This is a genomic window from Photobacterium pectinilyticum, assembly GCF_024357955.1.
GTDB classification, from domain to species: domain Bacteria; phylum Pseudomonadota; class Gammaproteobacteria; order Enterobacterales; family Vibrionaceae; genus Photobacterium; species Photobacterium pectinilyticum.
The window spans coordinates 26,928-46,920 of sequence record NZ_JANEYT010000039.1 but is presented as its reverse complement, the minus strand read 5'-3'; the positions used below and the strand labels follow the sequence as shown (position 1 = coordinate 46,920).

General features: G+C 43.3%; 16 protein-coding genes, 1 tRNA gene and 2 pseudogenes. 4 read left to right on the top strand and 15 right to left on the bottom strand.

Annotated elements, in window-relative coordinates; translation table 11 throughout:
- Nucleotides 1-429 (bottom strand): annotated as a pseudogene (locus NHN17_RS16100) (IS30 family transposase); the annotation flags it as partial.
- A 63-nt stretch (nt 430-492) separates the two neighbouring features.
- On the opposite strand from NHN17_RS16100, the gene NHN17_RS16095 reads away from it, so the two are divergent.
- Nucleotides 493-1,137, top strand: a complete 645-nt coding sequence (locus tag NHN17_RS16095) for a hypothetical protein (protein WP_255043629.1) — start codon at nt 493-495, stop codon at nt 1,135-1,137.
- A gap of 166 nt (nt 1,138-1,303) precedes the next feature.
- On the opposite strand, the pseudogene NHN17_RS16090 reads toward NHN17_RS16095, so the two are convergent.
- The 3 genes and pseudogenes from NHN17_RS16090 to NHN17_RS16080 all read right to left on the bottom strand — a co-directional run bounded on the left by NHN17_RS16090 (nt 1,304) and on the right by NHN17_RS16080 (nt 2,854).
- A pseudogene (locus tag NHN17_RS16090) lies at nt 1,304-2,036 on the bottom strand (glutathione peroxidase).
- Between the two features lie 430 nt (nt 2,037-2,466).
- Complete coding sequence (locus tag NHN17_RS16085) at nt 2,467-2,589, bottom strand: hypothetical protein (protein ID WP_255043628.1); 123 nt, start codon at nt 2,587-2,589, stop codon at nt 2,467-2,469.
- 61 nt (nt 2,590-2,650) lie between these two features.
- The gene (locus tag NHN17_RS16080; protein ID WP_255043627.1) at nt 2,651-2,854 is read right to left on the bottom strand and encodes an MbcA/ParS/Xre antitoxin family protein; all 204 of its coding nucleotides are present in this window, start codon (nt 2,852-2,854) and stop codon (nt 2,651-2,653) included.
- An 847-nt stretch (nt 2,855-3,701) separates the two neighbouring features.
- On the opposite strand from NHN17_RS16080, the gene NHN17_RS16075 reads away from it, so the two are divergent.
- Nucleotides 3,702-5,375 (top strand): DUF262 domain-containing protein, encoded by a 1,674-nt coding sequence (locus tag NHN17_RS16075; RefSeq protein WP_255043626.1) that lies wholly within the window; start codon nt 3,702-3,704, stop codon nt 5,373-5,375.
- A gap of 48 nt (nt 5,376-5,423) precedes the next feature.
- Here the strand turns inward: NHN17_RS16075 and mauJ are convergent, their stop codons facing one another.
- The 9 genes from mauJ to NHN17_RS16030 all read right to left on the bottom strand — a co-directional run bounded on the left by mauJ (nt 5,424) and on the right by NHN17_RS16030 (nt 16,304).
- Entirely contained in the window at nt 5,424-6,122 is a 699-nt protein-coding gene (gene mauJ, locus NHN17_RS16070; RefSeq protein ID WP_255043625.1) for a methylamine utilization protein MauJ, read from the bottom strand.
- Nucleotides 6,123-6,540: 418 nt separating this feature from the next.
- Nucleotides 6,541-8,097: a hypothetical protein gene (locus NHN17_RS16065; RefSeq protein ID WP_255043624.1), complete on the bottom strand. Its 1,557-nt coding sequence runs from the start codon at nt 8,095-8,097 to the stop codon at nt 6,541-6,543.
- A 231-nt stretch (nt 8,098-8,328) separates the two neighbouring features.
- Complete coding sequence (locus NHN17_RS16060) at nt 8,329-9,120, bottom strand: hypothetical protein (protein ID WP_255043623.1); 792 nt, start codon at nt 9,118-9,120, stop codon at nt 8,329-8,331.
- The gene (locus NHN17_RS16055; protein WP_255043622.1) at nt 9,113-10,297 is read right to left on the bottom strand and encodes a tyrosine-type recombinase/integrase; all 1,185 of its coding nucleotides are present in this window, start codon (nt 10,295-10,297) and stop codon (nt 9,113-9,115) included. Before NHN17_RS16055 ends, NHN17_RS16060 begins: the two co-directional genes overlap by 8 nt.
- A 278-nt stretch (nt 10,298-10,575) precedes the next feature.
- Complete coding sequence (locus NHN17_RS16050; protein ID WP_255043621.1) at nt 10,576-11,322, bottom strand: hypothetical protein; 747 nt, start codon at nt 11,320-11,322, stop codon at nt 10,576-10,578.
- Nucleotides 11,322-12,641 carry a site-specific integrase gene (locus NHN17_RS16045; RefSeq protein WP_255043620.1) on the bottom strand — a complete coding sequence of 440 codons (1,320 nt, stop codon included), beginning with the start codon at nt 12,639-12,641 and terminating at the stop codon, nt 11,322-11,324. Before NHN17_RS16045 ends, NHN17_RS16050 begins: the two co-directional genes overlap by 1 nt.
- Nucleotides 12,642-12,729: 88 nt before the next feature.
- A tRNA-Ser gene (locus NHN17_RS16040) sits at nt 12,730-12,820 on the bottom strand.
- Between the two features lie 106 nt (nt 12,821-12,926).
- Nucleotides 12,927-14,120, bottom strand: coding sequence for a mannose-6-phosphate isomerase, class I (gene manA, locus NHN17_RS16035; protein WP_255043619.1), 1,194 nt, complete (start codon nt 14,118-14,120; stop codon nt 12,927-12,929).
- 279 nt (nt 14,121-14,399) lie between these two features.
- The gene (locus NHN17_RS16030) at nt 14,400-16,304 is read right to left on the bottom strand and encodes a PTS fructose transporter subunit IIABC (protein ID WP_255043618.1); all 1,905 of its coding nucleotides are present in this window, start codon (nt 16,302-16,304) and stop codon (nt 14,400-14,402) included.
- A 410-nt stretch (nt 16,305-16,714) separates the two neighbouring features.
- On the opposite strand from NHN17_RS16030, the gene NHN17_RS16025 reads away from it, so the two are divergent.
- Nucleotides 16,715-17,560, top strand: a complete 846-nt coding sequence (locus NHN17_RS16025; protein ID WP_255043617.1) for an AraC family transcriptional regulator — start codon at nt 16,715-16,717, stop codon at nt 17,558-17,560.
- Between the two features lie 52 nt (nt 17,561-17,612).
- On the opposite strand, the gene NHN17_RS16020 is transcribed toward NHN17_RS16025, so the two are convergent.
- Entirely contained in the window at nt 17,613-18,404 is a 792-nt protein-coding gene (locus NHN17_RS16020) for a PTS sugar transporter subunit IIA (RefSeq protein ID WP_255043616.1), read from the bottom strand.
- Nucleotides 18,405-18,437: 33 nt separating this feature from the next.
- Nucleotides 18,438-18,740, bottom strand: coding sequence for a PTS fructose transporter subunit IIB (locus tag NHN17_RS16015; RefSeq protein ID WP_255043615.1), 303 nt, complete (start codon nt 18,738-18,740; stop codon nt 18,438-18,440).
- 219 nt (nt 18,741-18,959) lie between these two features.
- Here NHN17_RS16015 and NHN17_RS16010 point away from each other — a divergent pair, with 219 nt between their 5' ends.
- Nucleotides 18,960-19,682: a YebC/PmpR family DNA-binding transcriptional regulator gene (locus NHN17_RS16010; protein WP_255043614.1), complete on the top strand. Its 723-nt coding sequence runs from the start codon at nt 18,960-18,962 to the stop codon at nt 19,680-19,682.
- Nucleotides 19,683-19,993 lie beyond the last annotated feature (311 nt).

Genomic DNA, 19,993 nt, shown 5'->3' with positions numbered 1-19,993 from the left:
AGCCAATGCCATTTCTTTAAAGACAATCGCTGGCTGCTTGAAGCCTAAACACTTTTTCGGTCGATAATTTATCCGCGATAAAGCGAATTCAATATCGCTGTCCATTACCGTTGTTAGGTCGGTTCCTTTCTTCACATATTGCCTTAAAAGACCGTTCGCATTCTCATTAGCCCCTCGCTCCCAAGAACTATAAGGGTGGGCAAAGTACACATCAGCCTCCAGCTCCTTTGCGATGGTTTCATGACCTGCAAACTCTCTCCCGTTATCTGCCGTGATGGTATGGACATGCTCCTTGTATGGCATGAGTAACTCTATGGTTGCTTTGGTGACATCATCCGCTGATTTGGATGGCACTTTCTTCACCACGTAAAATCGTGTTTTACGCTCTAAAATAGTCACCATAGCCCCTGTACCGTGCTTGCCTAATACTTCATTGTGGTAAATAACATCTACCTTTCCCTTATCAACCCAAAAGGAACGGACCGGCAACAAATGCTACTGGGCAAATGGGCAACGTTGTTAACTGGCGTTATGGCTTGTGCCGTGGCACTTTTCTTTTCCCGGCTAGAAGGTTACAGCCTGTTCGATATCATGATGCTATTCACTGCCATGATACAAATGCCGTTGTCGATGCCATCATTTCTAGCCTTGCTTAACCTTCGCACTCCGGGTTGGTCTGGTTGGGCAACAGTATTGGTTGGCCTTATTGTTTCCGTTATTGTCCATTTTAGCTTTAACGTTGAATGGTTTGCCGGTCTATTCGACTATACATTGACGGGTCGTGAACAGGTTGATTTGAAGATTGCAGCGACCTTTATCTCCCACGTTTTCTTTACTGGTGGATTCTTTATGCTGACGCCTTGGCTATCAAGAACGAAGCAAGACACACAAGAAATTCGCCAACGCCTAGCTACTCCAATGAGCAAAGAGGAGCAAAGCCCTATTGATCACACCAACGGGATCTTCATGGGCCGTGCCTTAACATTGCTTGGCGTACTAGTTAGCTTGATTGCTATTTCTACCGATACATGGCGTGATGCCGCGATTTTTATAGGGATCGGAGGAATGATCCTGGCATGTGGCTTTACACTGGCTTATAAATCAAGCCGGCTACATAGGCTCGCTACGTCGCTGTAGGAAAAGACGGTCAGTCATCAAAATACTCAGGCTGGAATGACCCACCGACAATTATCACCACTTATATTTGCGCTTTACAAGGTACGTCAACCTTTTCAGTGATTTGAATAAAAAGCCAAGTATGGTTATCCATACTTGGCTTTTAATTTAATTCAATACTTCTCGATTACTTCGCGAGGAAAATGTCTAGCTCTTCGCTGCCACCAATGTGCTTGCCGCCAATAAATACCTGAGGCACCGTACTGCGGCCAGAGATAGCACGTAAGCTTACCGTGGTTGCATCTTTGCCTAGAACCACTTCTTCATAGCCCAGCCCCTGATCGATAAGGCTCTGTTTCGCTTTGGCGCAAAATGGACAGCCTGGCTTGGTAAATACCGTGATTGATTCTTGCAGTTTGTGCTCAGGGGCAATGTAACCCAGCATGGTATCGGCATCAGACACTTTGAACGGGTCGCCCGGCTCGTCGTTTTCGATAAACATTTTCACTACAACGCCATCTTTTACCAACATGCTGTAACGCCATGAACGGTCACCAAAGCCGAGGTCATTTTTCGCAACCAGCATACCCATTCCTTTCGAGAACTCACCGTTACCGTCTGGGATGAAAGTAATGCTTTCAGCTTCTTGGTTATCTTTCCATGCGTTCATTACAAAGGTATCGTTAACAGAGACACACAGAATGTCGTCAACACCGCGCTCAGCGAATACTGAGGCTAACTCATTGTAACGTGGTAGGTGGCTAGAAGAACAAGTGGGGGGTGAATGCACCCGGTAATGAAAAGACGATAACTGTTTTATTTGCAAATAGTTCTTCCGTGGTTACGTCTACCCACTGATCACCTTGGCGAGTGTGGAATGTTACCTCTGGTACTGCCTGACCTTCTTTAGATTCGAACATAATCATTTCCCTTAAACTTTAATAAGTAACTATTGCAACTGGAGACTCATCATCATTATTGCTCCCTGTTGATGAGTTCATTATGCCACTTTAAAAAATAAGGTCACGCTGATTACATTGATTGATTCAATAGAAAAAATCTATTACGGAGAAAAACTGTCCTCAGTCTAGGTTTCTTCACCCTATCCCTTTCATTGCCAAGCGACAGATGCAAAAAAGCCAGCAATTAAGCTGGCTTCTTCTAATTTGGCGGAGAGATAGGGATTTGAACCCTATCTAGCCTGAACTCTTTTAAAAACATCCTCTAATTTTTCAGGATGTTACCCGACATTGAGAAAAATTCGGATTGAACAAATGTGATTCACATACATCAAATCACAAGCCAGATTGTTAGTCAAATACTATTTTTCTAACTGTGCGATGAGGGTGTTTATTTTTGTCGTTCTGATTTTACTTTTTTCAGTACATACAATAATGCTAAAATCATCCCGATAAAAAAACCTGTTCCTAGGCCAATAAAAATAGCAATGTTGCTTTGGATAAAGTCGATCATATATTCACTCCTGAATTAATTGTACTTAAGCTGAATTTTCCGTACTCAGTGCCTGCTATTACTAAGAGAAGTCACCGCGTTTAATTCGTTGTATCGCTTCAACGACTCTATTAGCTCCACCAGACGTAGTAAGAGCATCTAGAGGTGTCTCATTGTTGAGGAAGCATTTAGGGGTGCAGAGCCATTCCTCCGCCATATCCATATCGCCATCAAATAAATCGAGTATCATTTCACTAATATGATGATTGATGTGTTTAATATTCATAGGTAGCACCTAATTAATTGTGTTACATGCAGAGACAAAAAGTACATATAGCTTAAACTGCTAACTTTGATGAGCTTTGAAGATGACTATTAATATCTTGATTTTCGGTTTAATTCTCCCTAAGGATTGAGTACCTTCAGTCTAGACAGAAAACTCATCACCGACAAGTGCCAAGATCACCTCAAGTCATTGATTTAAATTAAATAGATACAAGTTATAATTTATTCTTGTTGCTGTAATTATTGGTTTTAAGTTAATTAAAATCTCTGTTTTTTTGCTAAACAACTAATTTAAGAGAGGAGGCAATCTCAAGGGGCATGTCACTTTTTCATTGGCTCTATATATAGCCAAAAGCAAAAAATTATTTTCTACAAGTTAAAATAAAAAACAATGATTATTTAATCATTAAGGAGTAATTTTTACTCGTGATAATAACGAGAACTAAGCATTTTATTTTTCTAAATTTGAGAAGTCAATCACAAAAATAATGACAAACTCTAATGTGTGATGGACAAGTGTGCGTTACAACTGAGATTCATGAGTCGGAGTTAGTTTTGGGTGGAGCAGCTCTACGTTGCAATGATCACATTGCAACGATCTACACCGCTAACACGAAGCTGGACATTTCTGAGTTACGAATGCCATCAATGTCTGCCTTGTTCTCATAAAAAAACATGGGAAAACTCTATATCAGTGGCCAGTTTTAGTGAACCACTACAAGCCCCAATATGGGTTCTAATGTAATGAATTAAAAAACACTGCATTATTCACTGTTTCCTTTTACTGCATCTGATATGATTAACCTATTGATATTAAACGCTTTGTAATATTTAGTGATGGGAGTGAAATGAACTTTAATCAAACCACAGTATTGGCTTTCTTTGAGCCCTCCAAGGTTAGTTACGAGATCCCTGTATACCAGCGGGCTTATGCTTGGGGAGAGAACAACTGGAATGAATTCTTGTCAGATCTTTATGAACAAGTAGATGGGGAAAACAACTATTTTTTCGGGAATATTCTTCTTGAATGCGTTGAAAAGAACAAGTTATACGAAATCATTGACGGCCAGCAAAGGGTCACTACCATTACTATATTTGTTCGCTCTCTACTCAACGTATTAAAGACACGAAATGACCTGTCAGAGCATGATTTTGACATTAATGACACTGAAGAAGCTTTCATCAGAGATAAAAATATTAAACTCCGCCCAGTTGAATATGATCGAAGTTGTTATGACTGCCTAATTGTCGAAAATCACGATCAGTTTGATGCCTATTCTCCATCACAAAAGAAACTACTTGAAGCGAAAGCATACTTCACTAAACAACTCTCTAAACTTGATACCGCACGCCTTGTCAGTATCCAAGAGAAGCTTGAAAATACCGACCTTACCATCATCGAGTTGGAGGGTAAGAAGGATGCGGCTCTGATGTTTGAACTGGAAAATAATAGAGGCAAAGAATTGACCAATATGGAAAAGGTCAAATCGTATTTCATGTATCAGATGTACGTGAATAGCCCTGCTGACGATGTTGATAACAATATCGAATTTGTATCGAACATATTTAAACGCATTTATCAGGTAATCAACAACATAGAGCGGATTAATGAAGATAGTGTGCTGATTTACCACAACAATGCGTATATCAAGGGGTATGCCTACCGCACTTTGGATGACTTGAAGGAAGCTTTCCGTAACAAAGATGACAAAGTTACCTGGATAAAAGAGTTCGTTCGAAGTTTAAACGATTCATTCGTGGCCATAGATAAGTTACAACATGAAGAGAGTCTGTATGCAAAAAGGCTGTTTAAACTTGGGATCCCCGCGTACATTTACCCATTCATTATTAAGGGCTACCGTTATAACTCTTCAGATCTCCCAACTCTTTTCCGCATTCTTGAAGTGATAACCTTTAGGGCTAAGCTCATAAACAGTCGGGCAAATATCCAAGAGCGTCTCAATGAAATTCTGCTCTCCTACGATGGCAACAATGCTGTCTTATCAGAAAAAATAACAAGTAAGCTCAACGATACATGGTATTGGAGTGATACAAATACGAAGAACTATCTACATGGCGGGATGTACGGAAATAATGTACTAACCTACCTGCTTTGGAGCTACGAGAGTTATCTTCAGAGAGCAGGATATTCAGTCGAAGGGTTCAAGATTACTAACCAACAAATTGAACATATAGCACCGCGCACGCCTACTGATGGAAGTCCTCTCGAAACAGGATATGAACTCAATGAGCAGGGCGAATATTCCGAAGAATTTAGCTCTGAATACCTCAATTGTCTTGGTAACCTCATGCTCATATCAGGGTCGCACAATGCGTCCATCGGAAACAAACCATTTGCCGATAAGTTAATGTCTTACAGAAAGACCCCCATTCTCAACCAACAGGCTGAGATTGCTTCTTTCGTTAAAGATAGCGAGAACCCAGTGTGGGATTGTGAAGCAATAGATGAACGGCATAACAAAATCGTAGACTTTGCGATCACTGAGTGGTCATTTCGGTAAAGGGTAACCAGCCACTATCCAAATTCTATTGAGACTGGATAGTGGCACCTATTCAATACCGATTAACTTGATAGCCCGTACAGCCAACTCATGCATCACCGCATTGCCCCACTTGATTTCATTCCAGTCTGAGTAACTGTTTGGATCTCTCACTGTCTGACTGCCTTGTATGGTTGCATGAGAAAGTGCATGCCTGCCATCTTCCCGCAACCAGTCCTCAAGCTTTTTTCCATTCAAGAAGTGGGGCTTTCTATCTCTCAATGTTCTAGCCTGCTCACCTTCTAAAGTTGGAATCTGCTGCTCAATCCAAGCCCCCTTACACTTCCCATTTTTAAACGGAATTTCGAGAATCTTGGCATAACATAGAAATTCGTAATAGGCACTTCCACTAGATACCCCTTCTCGGAAAAAACCCAAAGCAAGGTGCTGAGCATCACTAAACACTCTCTGCTTGAAGCAATCCATATGCAGCGCATAACTATCATCATTTGGAATAAAGTTCATAGTGGCACAATAAGAACTATTCAAACCATTGATTTCACGAACTTTAACTCTGTAATACCAAACAATTTCATTTAGAACTCTAAAAAAAATGTTCCATGGATCTTTTCGACCAAAGCCATTTTTGTTCGATATTGTAAAAGAATGAGGGTGAAGTGAGTTCTTTACACCTAATATTACTTCTTCTCCATCATATGGAAGAATCCACTTTTCATTTACTATTCCATCTTGTATTGATATTGGCATTGGCGTTCTAAATTGCTGAGTGTCCTGAAGATAAAATGAGGAAAAACACTATTTAAGTCAAACAAACTTATAAGAAATGAGTCCTGCAAGACTTCTTCTCTCAGTAGTACCAACAAGTGGTAAGCCCTCACCTTACTAAACATTGCACAGATTAGAAAAAGTAGGTCAAACCACCTCACTGTGATTTGTGAGGTTGAGCGTCGCTGGCACGGAAAGGGGCACTTCTGAGTTACGAAGTGCCAACAATGATGGTTCTGGACAGGAATGAGTTTGAACTAGGAAGGGTTCCCTCCTAGTTGCCAGTAGGCAAAGTGCAATCCGTCAGTTTAGTACCAAACATCTAATTGAACGTATGAGAAGAAAGTATTCGCCATTATCGTAAACAACAATAATTGAGAATACTTTGTGAAAACCACCGTCAAGGCTCAATAGCTAACTCATCACGAGTTAGTGCTATTCCTGCGTCTAGGATCGGCTCCAAAGGGTCAGGAAGCTTTGTGTTGACTTGCGAGGTCAGTTGCTGCGTAAATTTCTTAACAAGCCCAGAGTTGTTCTTAGCCTTCGCTAGCAGCAACATGAAGACAGACTCAATGATGCTCTCAAGTTGCTGCTTAGATTCTCGGTTGATGGCTTTCAGGTTGTGCTCTGCATTTGCTAACGCATCTTCAACACTGTTTAGCTCATCATGCTTGTTAGCAAAAGTATGCTGCAATGCGAGATAACGCATACCCATCGCATCAATCTCATTCTGTGCGTCGACTTTCTTTGCATGCAACTGCTCTAGTTGGCTTTGCTGGTTCTTTAGGTAGATATCAGCATTTTTTATTTCTTGCATCGCGGTAGCGAGCAACGGAACAATAGCTTTTTTTTGTTCATTTAGCAGAGCAGTATCGTCCTTAAGTGATTCCAGTCGCTGTTTGCATTGTGCTAGTTGCCGATTGTAAAAATTAAACTCTCGTGCCGATTTTGGCAGTTTGGCTTGGGCAACCATATGCTGGTATTGTTTGCTGGCTTTCTCCGTTTCATCCGCAAATTCAGCAACAAAACCCTTTGGTTTCAGCAGGTGTTCATTTGTGTATTCTTGAACCATACGCTGGTAATGATGACCAAAAGCCTTGCTTTGCCGATGACTTAATTTACCGCTAGCGGGGAAGGGTTCATGTGCGGAATCTTCCTTAGCGAGAAACTCATTAACAATCTCAATCTGCCTTTTACGTAAATCGTACTCACCCGTTTGGTGGTTCTTACCGCTAAGATAATAATGAGTGTGAAGCCCCGTAGACTCAGATTCATCACGCTCGTCATCATGACCGATGATGACCTCTATAGCGTGATTAGGATAGTGGAAATCTAAAAACTGCCTGGTGAATTCAACGTACTCGTGTAGGGAAATAACGTCAGAACCAACTCCCCACTGGTGAGGGATTTTGAAAATACCTTCTTGTACCGCAATGGCATTCTCAGTTTTCGGGCGCGTACAGATTTGATTATGCGCATTGAGGTAGACTTCCAACATATGTCGTCTTTGTCTCGGGCGAGTCATAGACAACTGCGCAAACCCGTCAATTTGTGAATAGCTAATACGTTCTTTCTGTTTGAGTATGTTCGAAAGAAAGTCACTCGCTTGTATGTTTCCTGCCTTGCGTTCAGAAGCTATCGTCTTTTTAATTTTTGCGCGGTATTGTCGTTGTTGCGTTTGCAGTTTTTTGTGGTCGCGCAGCCTAGGCTCTGGTGCTATATCAAATAGAATTTCTTGTCGTTCATCTTGCTCTAGTTCATCAAGAGCCTGCACACGACCACGGTAATAAATAATATTGTTGTTGGTCAGTGCAGGATTCCATTCAAGCTGTTTTACAGAGTCATGACCTGGGCTGATTCGAAGAGAATGCTGTAGTGATGATTCACATTTTTTACGCCCAGTTGGCGTCGATTTGTAGTTAAAATGACGATGAAATAATCGGATTCTATTGAGCATGATAACCTCCCACGGAGGTTATCCTTAGAGAGTCAAGAGATACATCTCTTGCCAGCAGCTTCCGTTTCATCTTTTGCGAAGCAAAAGTGTGACGGAAGCGCAGCTGGTTACTCATGCATTTCACTTTCGAGTGACGCATAATTTTGAGCGCGCGCGGTTGGCTCTTTGCTACGAACATGCAAGGGCAAATGCCCTTGACCTTCAATGTGGGAATGGCTGGTAGCTGCACCATTATTCCTCCCCATTTTGAATGCTTTCAATGAATAAATCACCAGCCGTTTTCGCTAGAGGGTTTCGTGTTGGTAGCGATGTTTTCGAAGTCGTGTTGAGCGTTTCCCTCAGCCACTGAACCTCATTTTTTAGTTCATCTATCTGCTCATTGCGCATGATTAGCTCAGTGTTAATCTCAGCGTGTTCTACCTGCAACTGATTCAGTTGCTCTCGCTGTTTTTCGTACTTTTCTAAGATAACATTCGTCTCACTTAGCTTATCCTCAAGAGCACTTATTCGCAGGCACTTCGATTCAAGAGAGCGTGACAGTTGTTCATTTTCATCACGATAGCCAATAAGAGAATTAATCGACTCTTCGAGATGTTTTTTTTCACCGCAGACTTCATCTAAGTATTTTCCTAACTCTAAATGCTCATGTTCGGCTTTACGCATTGCAGCTTCCGCACATTCAACCCTACGAGCTATCTCAATCGACATTTGCTCGTCAATTTGATGCCAAAGCGCTTCCGCATTAGAGGTGATATTTGTTACAACTTGCTGAAACCAAATCGGCTTGGGATGTTCAACACCATGATGCGGCATGCTATTCCGCTTCAATAGATTCAAAGCAGCTTTAGCAACATGATACTGACCGCCAAGTCGGTTGTAATATTCAGTGGCTTTTACTTCTTTTTCGCCATTCTGACTCATCTCTAGATAAACGGATTGATAAGCAGCCCAGTCGTTATCCAACTTGTTGACGTTGATGACGCCGAGCTTAGTGCATTCATCTCTAAACTGTTGCTCAAGCATTGTGAGCCTCCAGTTCTTGCATCATGCTCGCAATCTTGTCATTGATGATTGCTTTTAACTCATGGTCTTCAGAGTGCTTCAACGTAGTTTTAATCTGCAATAACTGCTCTAACTCCACCTTTTTTCTTATTCCAGGTACTATAATCGGGTCTACAGTGTTGCTGACTAGCTTGCTAAAATGTTGGTTGATTTTTTGAGTCTGGTCACTAGCGTCTTCAGTCATCCATCTAGCATAGACTTTATCAATCATGCCAGTGTCGGTATGCCCCATCTGACCTGCTAGCCAGTTTTTATTGACACCTGCTGTTAGTGCCTGGCTTGCAAAAGTATGACGCAACTGAGATACGCCCCGACTTTGGATGCTTTCGCCAGTACACTCTATATGTAGCTCATTCGCTTTCGTTAAAAGCTTGTACCAATAACGTTGGCTGAAATCTTTGGCGTCTTTGTAGTGGCATCCACGAACAGTATCAATGAATAAATAACGGGCTGTTTCATGAGTGACTTGTTTTCCGTTTCGGCCTATTTTCTTTATATCAACGGCATCGAACTGTTTTGCAATATCGAGCTGTTTTTCCAAGATAGGATAAAGAATGTCATTGATTTCGATGACTCGAGTGCCTGACTTGGTTTTTGTACATTTCGAAACGCCAAGGACTTGTGCTGAATTAATGTGCAGTTGACGATTTTTTAAATCGACATCAGACACTTTTAAAGCAATCATTTCACTAATCCTCGCCCCGCATGCCGTCATCGCTTCGATAAGATTTTTAGTGCAATAGCACTCACTATCAACGAGTTTAAATGTCTCTAATTCTGCGAGCGTAAACGGGTTGGGCGATGGAGCTTCATCAGCGATGGAGCGATTAGAAATTTTAGCCATTGGTGTTTCTACAATCAGCTTATCGCCTTGTGCGAGGGCAAAGACCGCTCGTAGGAGTCTAAAGTACTCATTGATCGTTTTATTTTTATAATGCTCATCAACAGAATCAACCCAGTAGAGAACGTCTGATGCTAATAGGTCTTGAACGTTCATCTCTCCAAAGCTCTCACAAAGAATGTTTAGCTTTGAACAATCAGCAACTCGAGTTGATTTTTGATGAACATTTTTTTTACTGATTTTGAATAGCTCAGCAAAATAGGCGAATGTTGTATTGCGTTTGTTTTTATGCGGCATGATTTATTTCCTTTTCGTGCTCTTTTTTTTCTAAAGTACACACAATAAAAAGGTGATGCAAATCACAAAAATGAACAAATCGGTTAACTAAGTCGTTGTAATACATATAAAAAATGCGCAGTCAACCCGCCAAATGTAGAGCTGGCAAGGCTTTAGACAAAACAGAGCAAAAAAGGAAATTATTTTCATTTTTTGAAAAATAATTGAGTCACAACACTAAATCAGCGTGGTGACTCAATAAGTTGGCTAAATAAATTAATTGAGCTGAATTAATTTATTTAGCAGTGAAGCATCAATTCAGAGAAACTGATGACTCTTCGTTTGATCAAAGTCGACTTGATGGGGCTAACGTCATCGACAACACAAACAGCATGCGGTGTTCGACGATTGAACGTTGAAGACAAGCATCGAACTTCAATTGAAAAGTCCCTGCGGGTTTTAAGACTCCTTAGTGTTAATTCGGAGGTCTCCTCGTCATAAGACAAAAACTGATGCCTGTCAGCCATCATCATTGCTGCGATCTGTGCCGCTTCACTATCGTCACTCGGAATAATAGCTTTATACCGTTCGAAGAGTGAAATATAGCCAATCTTCACCTTCGCATCTAACTCAACGTTCAGGGAGGGATGTAATATTAAATCCCTCATAAAATCCCGACGAATGTCATCTGAAAATCGCTGATAAACCCAGTACGGTATCGTTATTTGGTTCGATGAACTGTCACTGTTTTGTGCCAGCCAATCTTGGAAACAATAGTCGCAGACGCCTAATAGCTGCTTAAAGTTATCCAGCCCACCGAGAGTAAATTCAATTTGACGAGAAGAAAAACCATGGTGAATAAAATCTGACTCTTCAAGGAATGGCGCTTCTCGTAGCAAAGTCATTGCATGTGTGATGATACCGATGTCGCTAACGGTAACACCTGTTGAAAATAGCGGCGAGAAATCAGAAGAGGCAAACACTGATTCGTGGCACTTTAATGTTTCTATCACATGCTTACGCTGAGTATCATTAAGTCGAGTCATTATGCCTCCTCCGACATCAAATCAAATGCGGAGACTACCGACAAGCTTTTGGTAAGTTTTAGCTTTTTACCATACCGACCAAACGTCATATTTGGGTTTGAGTGTCCTACAATTTCGGCAACGTTATGCTCTTTGATGTCACGTAGTTTAAGTTCATCAATGAAAGTATGACGGAGGCCATAAGGCGTTGGACGGTTTTTAGGCTTCATACCGATACGCGTTTGTAGTTTTCCAAACTGTATGCGATATGTTTTCGACCAATCGTTATCCTTGCCTAGTGGTTTGAAATTGAAAATCGGAGTATTCGATGTTTGAATGCGGCTTTCTACGAATTCGATAAAGCCTTTATTAATCAGAGCAGGGTGAATCGGTACAGCTCGTAGAGCGTGTTCATTCTTGAGGTGTTGGAGTGGAGAGCTATCAGAGATTTGCAGATAGTGGATGCCAGCGTAACATTGACTATCAATCGTATACAACTGACAAGCCTCACTGGTTCTTAATCCCATATAGAGTTGAAGCCGAGTTATCCACTTGAAGTCATCACTCATATCTTGCAAAGCGTGACTTTTGAATAGTCTGTTGAGTTCAGATAGCTCCCATCTATCTCGTTGTTCACTAGCATGCTTAACAACTTTGAATTTAGCATTCACCTTGTCTGTTGGGTTTGTCTCGATATATTCCATCGCATGAAGCCACTTAAAGAATTGCTTAACCGCAGCAAAGTACTCTTTGTTCGTTTTTGCTGAACGTCCTTGCTGACGCAGGAGGTCAATGTAACGCATTAAATCTGCTGGTCTTGGGGTTGTGACTGATTTGCTATCGAAGAAATTAAGACAGTGTCCAACCCGCTGCTCAAGCTGATGAATAGTTAGATGAATGACGTTTTCGTTTTTCTTACTGCCGATGAACTTCGCTAACCATGTTCGATAATTGGCGGTGTTAGCAGTAGTCAGAGATGGGGCATCGCAACTCACTTGCTGTAAGTCAACGTCACCCATATCGATAAAGTCATTCTCATGCGCATCGACGGGAAGGTAGTGATTGATTTGCTGTACTGACGGGTAAGTTTTGCGGATAGAGGCGATATCTCGCAAGAGCGCGACTTGAAAATCAGTAAAGGAAGTCGCTGGCGCTGACTTCAGTTTCAATAGATGCTTTTTGACACAAGCCGATACATGCAAGTTACGCTCAATTGCTAAATCACGATTTTTAGTAAACAGTGAGTAACGGAGTTCATTTGGAAAGCCTGCTTGACGCAGTTTGACTGGAGTGACGATTCGCGTGTAATACACACTAGATGGCAGTTTTAACAGATACATATGTATCACCTCTTTGGAGTAGGTGATTTTTCTATGCGTCAGATATGAAAAAAGCCCTGAAAAATCAGAGCTTTATTCATTTTAAAAGTGGCGGAGGGATAGGGATTTGAACCCTAGATACGCTACAAACGTATGCCGGTTTTCAAGACCGGTGCTTTCAACCACTCAGCCATCTCTCCTTTGTGCGGCGAATAATACGGGGTCATCCGATTCGTGTAAAGGGCTTTTCTAACCCTAACTCACCAACCGAACAACAAGCCACCACCCTGCTCAAATCAACAACAACTAGTTGTATGCGCGGGCAAATTTACCTTCAGAATTCGCTAGGTAAGCGCCGGCATTCGCTGGTATGAAGACCGACTCACCTTTCGCAATGGTCAAAGTTTCACCGTCAGTGTGAGCGACGGTCAATGATGCATCTACCGCTAATAAGATTTCAGCACTGTTAGTGTGTAGCTCAACATTATTCGCCTGCTGATACACGCTAAACTTGAAGTCTGGAACCGGAATTGGGTAATGCTCTATGCCATTTTCAGTCTGCGGTGTCATCAACAAACTATCGAATGGGATTGGCACACATTGGGTACATGAAACCAGCTCAGGCACATCCATATACTTTGGCGTCAAACCTGCACGCAACACATTGTCAGAGTTGGCCATGATCTCCAAACCCGTACCTTTGAGGTAAGCATGAGGCGTACACGCATACAAGAACATCGACTCACCAGGCTGCAAGGTCAGGGTGTTCAACATTAGCGGAGCAAATAGACCGATATCGCCAGGATATTGCTCTGCCAAGTCTAGAATCAACCCAAACAATTCCTCGTCTTTATGCGCTTCAGCAAATACCAATAGCTTGGCTACACTGCTGTCTTTTACTTCACCATCCAGAGACAACATTGCTTCAAAGAAACACTCAAGGCCCAGCTCGTTCTGGTTCGCTTCCAGCGCTTCTACCAGTGAGTGGATCTCTTCGATGTCTAGCGCTCGGAAAAACGAGACAATGTCTGCAAACTCACGGAAACCATTCATTGCTTGGTAAGGCGTTAAAGCGTAAACCAGTTCTGGCTTGTGGTTCGGATCTTTATAGTTGCGGTTACCGGCGTTACGAGGTATGCCCTGCTCTTCTTCTCTGGCAAAACCGTCTTCAGCCTGTGCTTTACTCGGGTGAACTTGAATAGACAGCGCTTTTTCAGCCGCTAGCACTTTAAACAAGTAGGGCAATTCACCGAATGTCGCAGCTGTTTCCGTGCCAATAAAGGTTGCTTTATCAGCGTCAATAAACTCTGATAGCAGGATTGGCTTGCCATCGACTTCAATTTGCGAGCAACCATTCTGATGGGCACCCATCCAGATTTCCGCTTGAGGTTTACCTTCTGGGTTTTCAATGCCAAACAATTGGCCAATCGATGTTGTGCTGCCCCATGCATAATCTTGAATCACATTATGCATACGATAAAAACGAGGGGAAGAAGTCATAGCTTTCCTTATTTCTAATGCAGATTTCATTAAGGTCCCAAACTCATTTAAGGGGCGTTAATGAAATACGATTAAACGTTTATGTCATCCGACGAAGCACCTGTGCCATCAAGCGATGGCATCAACTTGTGTTATCCGTTTACCAATCACGCATACTACCAAAAACGGTCAGTAAAAAGAGATTATTCATCACTTCTCCAGCAAAAAGCTCCCTCATCAAGAGGGAGCTTTCTGGGCACGGCAATTCAGGTCTTACCGCGCTCAACCGTTGCTAGGGGGTTAAGCAACAGCAGTTTTTGGTTGCGATTTACCCTGACGCATTTTCTTCAGCGATACCGCCACCAGCGCAGTAACTACCGCACCTGCCGCCATACACGCTAGTGCAAGAATCGGCTTGTTCATCGCACCGAGTAGAGCAACAACTGGGCCACCGTGAGCAACACTGTTAGTGATACCAAATGAGAAGGCCATTACTGCAGCGACCATCGAACCCAGTACGTTCGCAGGGATAACTGACATTGGGTCTTGTGCCGCAAAAGGTATGGCACCTTCAGAGATACCGACCAAACCCATTGCACCAGATGCTTTACCTGCTTCAATTTCCGACTCTTCGAAGATGTCAAACTTACGACCAATGACTGTCGCCAGCGCCATACCCAGAGGAGCGACAGGGATAGCACACGCCATCGCACCCATAAACTGGGTTTGACCGCTAGCAATCATGCCGACTGAGAACAGGAATGCCACCTTATTGAATGGACCACCCATATCGAAGCCTGCCATACCACCCAATACGATACCCAGCAGTACAACGTTACCGGTACTCATGCTGGTAAGCATTGCATTCAAGCCATCCATCAAGCTCGCAATTGGCGCGCCGATAACAAAGATGAACAAGCTTGAGATAAACAAGCTACCGGTAATAGGTGCAATCATAATTGGCACCAGCGGCTGGATAAACTTGTGGTAGTTGCGGGTGACAATGAACTTAACGAAGTAACCAACCAATAGACCGGCAACAATCGCACCGATGAAACCCGTACCGGCCTCCGCGCCGTAGAACGAGCCGTTGTTGGCAATCCAGCCACCGATCAAACCCGGAGCCAGTGCAGGACGGTCAGCAATCGCATAAGCAATGTAGCCCGCCAGAATTGGGATCATCAGGGTGAAGGCAACGACACCGACATCCAATACCTTATTCCACATGCTGCCATCTGGAATAGCCATACCGGCTTCTGTTGGTTGACCACCAATCGCTAATGCTAGTGCAATCAACAAACCACCCGTTACAACGAACGGGATCATGTGCGACACACCGTTCATCAGATAACAATACAGATCAGAACGCGCTTGGTTCACTTTGCTTTCTTTCTCTGTTGGTGCATCGTCTGCAGAGGTTTGGTACTGAGGTGCAGCCAGTGCTTGATCAATCAGGCCCTTGGCATCTTTGATCGGCGCTTTAACGCCAGTTTTAATTAAACGCTTACCGGCAAAGCGAGCCATGTCGACTTGCTTGTCACAGCTGACAATAATGGCTTCTGCGCGTTCGATTTCTTCGGCTGTCGGACTGTTCTTCACCCCGATAGAACCATTGGTTTCTACCTTGATTTCATAGCCAAGCTCTTTTGCCCCCTTCTCAAGCGCTTCCGCTGCTAGGTAGGTGTGCGCAACACCCGCTGGACAGCCAGTAACGCCAATAAGGAAGCCATTTTCTGCCGCCGGTGCATCTTCTGTTTCTGTTTTTTCCAGCAGCAGGGCGAGAGCATCTTTTTCAGATTTAGCCGCAAGGAATGCCTCAATGAAACCATCTTCAATCAACTTGGAAGAAAGTTCAGCCAACACTTCAATATGGTGGTTCGCACCGCCGTCTGGCGAAGCAATCATGAAAAAGAGTTTAGAAGGAAGGCCGTCCTCTGCGCCGTATTCAATACCGCTACGGCTAACACCGATAGCGACGGCAGGCTCACTGACCGCAGCACTCTTGGCATGCGGTAGCGCAACGCCATCTTCAAAGCCGGTATTACCCAGCTCTTCACGGGCATGAATATCAACCAAAAACTGTTGCTTGTCGCTGACTCGACCCTGCTTGTGCAGAATGTCGATCATCTCAACAAACACCTCTTCTTTCGTCATTGCCTTAAGGTTAAGGCAAATCAACTGCTCATTAATCAAGTTCGTGATCATGAGTGTTCCCCCTTTGATTATGTATATCGGCATACTGTTTGCCGTTGGGGATATTTTCGGCTTTTTAGCACACCTCTCATAGTGTACCAGAGGAGCATTTACTGGATATTTGTAACATCCGAACTTTTATGTGATCAGGTTCTCACAATATAAACGTATGAAAACGACAAACAAAAACCATAATTTTAACATTAAAATCATACAGATAATAAAAACAAAATAACCATAAATATTGCTTATATAAAGAGGCAAATGAATAATGGCTAGACTTAAGTAACACGATTTTTAGTCTAAGAGACCGTTTTTAAGTGATCAGGTTCACGATATCTGCCCGAGAACAAGGACAATAGAGGCAATGACAAAAGATAATAGCGGCTCAATGTAGCCAGCAACCAAAGCCGATTTGTAACATGAGCCAAGTCTTCCACCAGTTACTCGAAACCCTGCTTGCCGAGCGAGAGCACTTCAACCGCATTTGGTTTGCCGGTGATCATGTCACTCCCCCCCCGTTTAGCTACCAGGTTAACTTTCCACGGCTCGAAATGGTGCTAAGTGGTGAGTACCTCAATGAACTGGAAGATCCCGATCATGGTATTACCGAGGTCAAGATCATGCCCGGCGACGCCTTATACATTCCGCCCAACAGCTGGAACAAACCTAACTGGGACACCAACTGTTCGGTACTAAGCCTGCTATTTGGTAAACGCCAACTCGGATTCAGCTTGGTCAGTAAGGCTAAAGGACAAGCCCATTTTTTTGATATTCAAAAGCACAGTATCCAAACCCGAACGGGATTTGCTATTGACCATATTCTCGCTGGGCTCAACGCCTTGGCGAAAGAGCCTTTGCAAAAGCCAATGGACGAGCACCTGTTGCAAGCCTTGATGAGTTACTGCCAACAAATGCTGGCAACACCTAGCGAAACCAACAAAAATCGCAGTGAAGATCTTTACCAGGGGATCTGTATCTATATTCAAGAAAACTTCCACCGCCCGATCACACGCGACTCGATTGCCAAGCGGTTTAACATCACCCCAAACCACCTTTCTCGCCTGTTCCGCCAACAAGGGCATATGCGAATGGCCGACTACATCACTTGGGTGAGGATTGAACGAGCCAAGTTCATGCTCAAGAAATACACCTTCCGCCTGAACGAAGTCGCTACCCGTTGCGGCTTTCAGGATGTGAATTACTTCTACCGAGTATTCAAAAATAAAACCGGGATGACCCCGTCGGACTATCGTGGGAGAAATTGAAGCGAAAGAGAAGAGTACAGAAAGGACTAACGAGGTAGTGGCATTACATTAATCATCGAAATGGCTGTAAAAGACTATCAAGCACAACCGCTTTTAACACCTCTGGTCGTGTATTTTCAGTTAGTAGCTGACAAAAACCGGGGTCTAGCAGCCGCCTAGAAAATGACGAGAAAGCCAGTAGATATTCACGCTGGGGAGGCGCAGGCAGTACCAAACCGATAACAAAGCTCACAGGTCCACGTTTGGGCCCCCACTCTAACGGCTGCTCTAAAGGTGCCAGTACGAGAGTAGGAGCCTCAATATCAGGCGTTAGTATATGAGGCAAGGCAATGCCGTTACCCATTGTCGTTGACGATACAGCCTCCCTTGCCTGCATTTGCTCTAACAGGCGATTCGCTATATCTGGTTGGTTAGGGGCACATTGGCGACTAATTTGCGTCAATACATCCGCTTTAACCAGCGAGCTTACTGTAAATTGGGACAGTGACGATAAAAAACTCAGCTCATAGTCAAAGGGTAAGACAATGCTCCCCTTCTCTTCCCGCTGGCTGATCAACCGATGATCAGTACTGATCAAATAACAATTCTCAGAGACAAAGTCTGTCAATACCATACAAGCTAATTCAGCATCCAAACCTTCAATCATTAACTGACAAAGATCGCCGGGCATCGACCCCAAGCTCATCATTCGCATCGCCTGTTCAGCATTCGCTGTTCTAAGCTGCGAAATGTTGTTGATTACCACGATCGAGCGGAAATACCCCGCCAAGGTTTTTAACCGGTTGAGTTTCCAGGCCGGTAGCCCTTCATCATCCAGGGTAAAGGTGATACGTCGTTCAATCATCGCTCGCGTCTGCCGTTCAATATCTTACTGGAATCAAAGCTCTTTACAGCGATTAATCACGCCAGCAGGATCGATAAGAACCTCTTCAACCGTCACACAATGGATCTTACTGCCGGTAAAGCGTGCACGGTGCTCAATTTCAATATCAGAAGCAATCAGCACTACATCAGCCCGGCCGATATCCTGAAAACTCAGCTGATTTTCAATTCCCATTGCGCCTTGAGTCTCAACCATCATTTGAACACCAAGCTGTTGGGCAGCTTTGGTTAACTCTGATGCCGCCATATAGGTATGGGCAATCCCTGTCGGGCAAGCGGTAACCGCAACAATTTTCATGAGTCTTTGGCCTCTTTATATTACTTGTTTGCTTTGTACCGTTTTCAACGCTATTAATCTACCGAGTTTGAGAATATTGGTTCAAATTTCAAAACAGAAATTGATCTACTCCAGCAATCCCTGCCTGAATAACACTATAAACCCTAGCCAGACCGCCTCGGTTGCTGATAAAATCCGCCTCCAACAGAAATCCCAAATATCTAAAAGAGAGTGATTCCTATGGGACGCAGTTTCGAAGTCCGTAAAGCCTCGATGGCGAAAACTCAGGGCGCTAAAATCAAAGTTTATTCAAAGTACGGTAAAGAAATTTACGTTATTGCGAAAAACGGTGGTATTGACCCTGACACTAACCTTTCCCTAAAACGCATGATCGAGAAAGCCAAAAAAGATCAGGTGCCTAGCCATGTTATCGACAAAGCGATCGACAAGGCAAAAGGCGGCGGCGGTGAAGATTTCGCAACTGCTCGCTATGAAGGTTTTGGTCCTGGTAACACTATGGTGATCGTTGACTGTCTAACCGACAACAACAACCGTACTTTCATGGACGTTCGTCAGGCATTCGTTAAGAACAACGCTAAAATTGGCTCTCCAGGTACCGCGGCTCACATGTTCGAGCACCAGGCTGTATTCCAGTTCAACGGTGACGACGAGGAAGCAGTACTTGAGAACCTGATGATGGAAGATGCTGACGTATCTGACATCGAGTGTGAGGACGGCGTAATCACTGTATTCGCTCCGCACACTGAGTTCTTCAAGATCAAAAGTGCACTCGCTGCAACCATGCCTGAAGTAACGCTAGACGTTGAAGAAATTTCTTTCGTACCTCAAACCATGACTGAAATTTCAGGTGAAGACGTGGCGAAATTCGAGAAATTCCTTGATGCGCTAAACGATTGTGACGACGTGCAGAACGTTTACCACAACGCAGAAATCGCAGAGTAAGTCGTTATTCTCGGAAAAACAGCCGGCATTGCCGGCTGTTTTTTTATCTGCGTTTTTTACGCCCTCCCCCACAGATGACTAATCCCAATCTGGATAAGTAGTTGATCAAATATTTATGTAGGTTGGTATAAAACCGTTGGAAACCGTTGTTCTCATTAATGTAATTAATGGATATTTACAGCGTGTAAATAGCCAGACACAACCGTCAATGGTGTGTAAATTCCCTTCTCCCTGATGCCTACCAAACCCATTTCATGATATGGTTGATGCTACTAATAAAACAACATCCAAAATAGCGCACAGGCTACCTT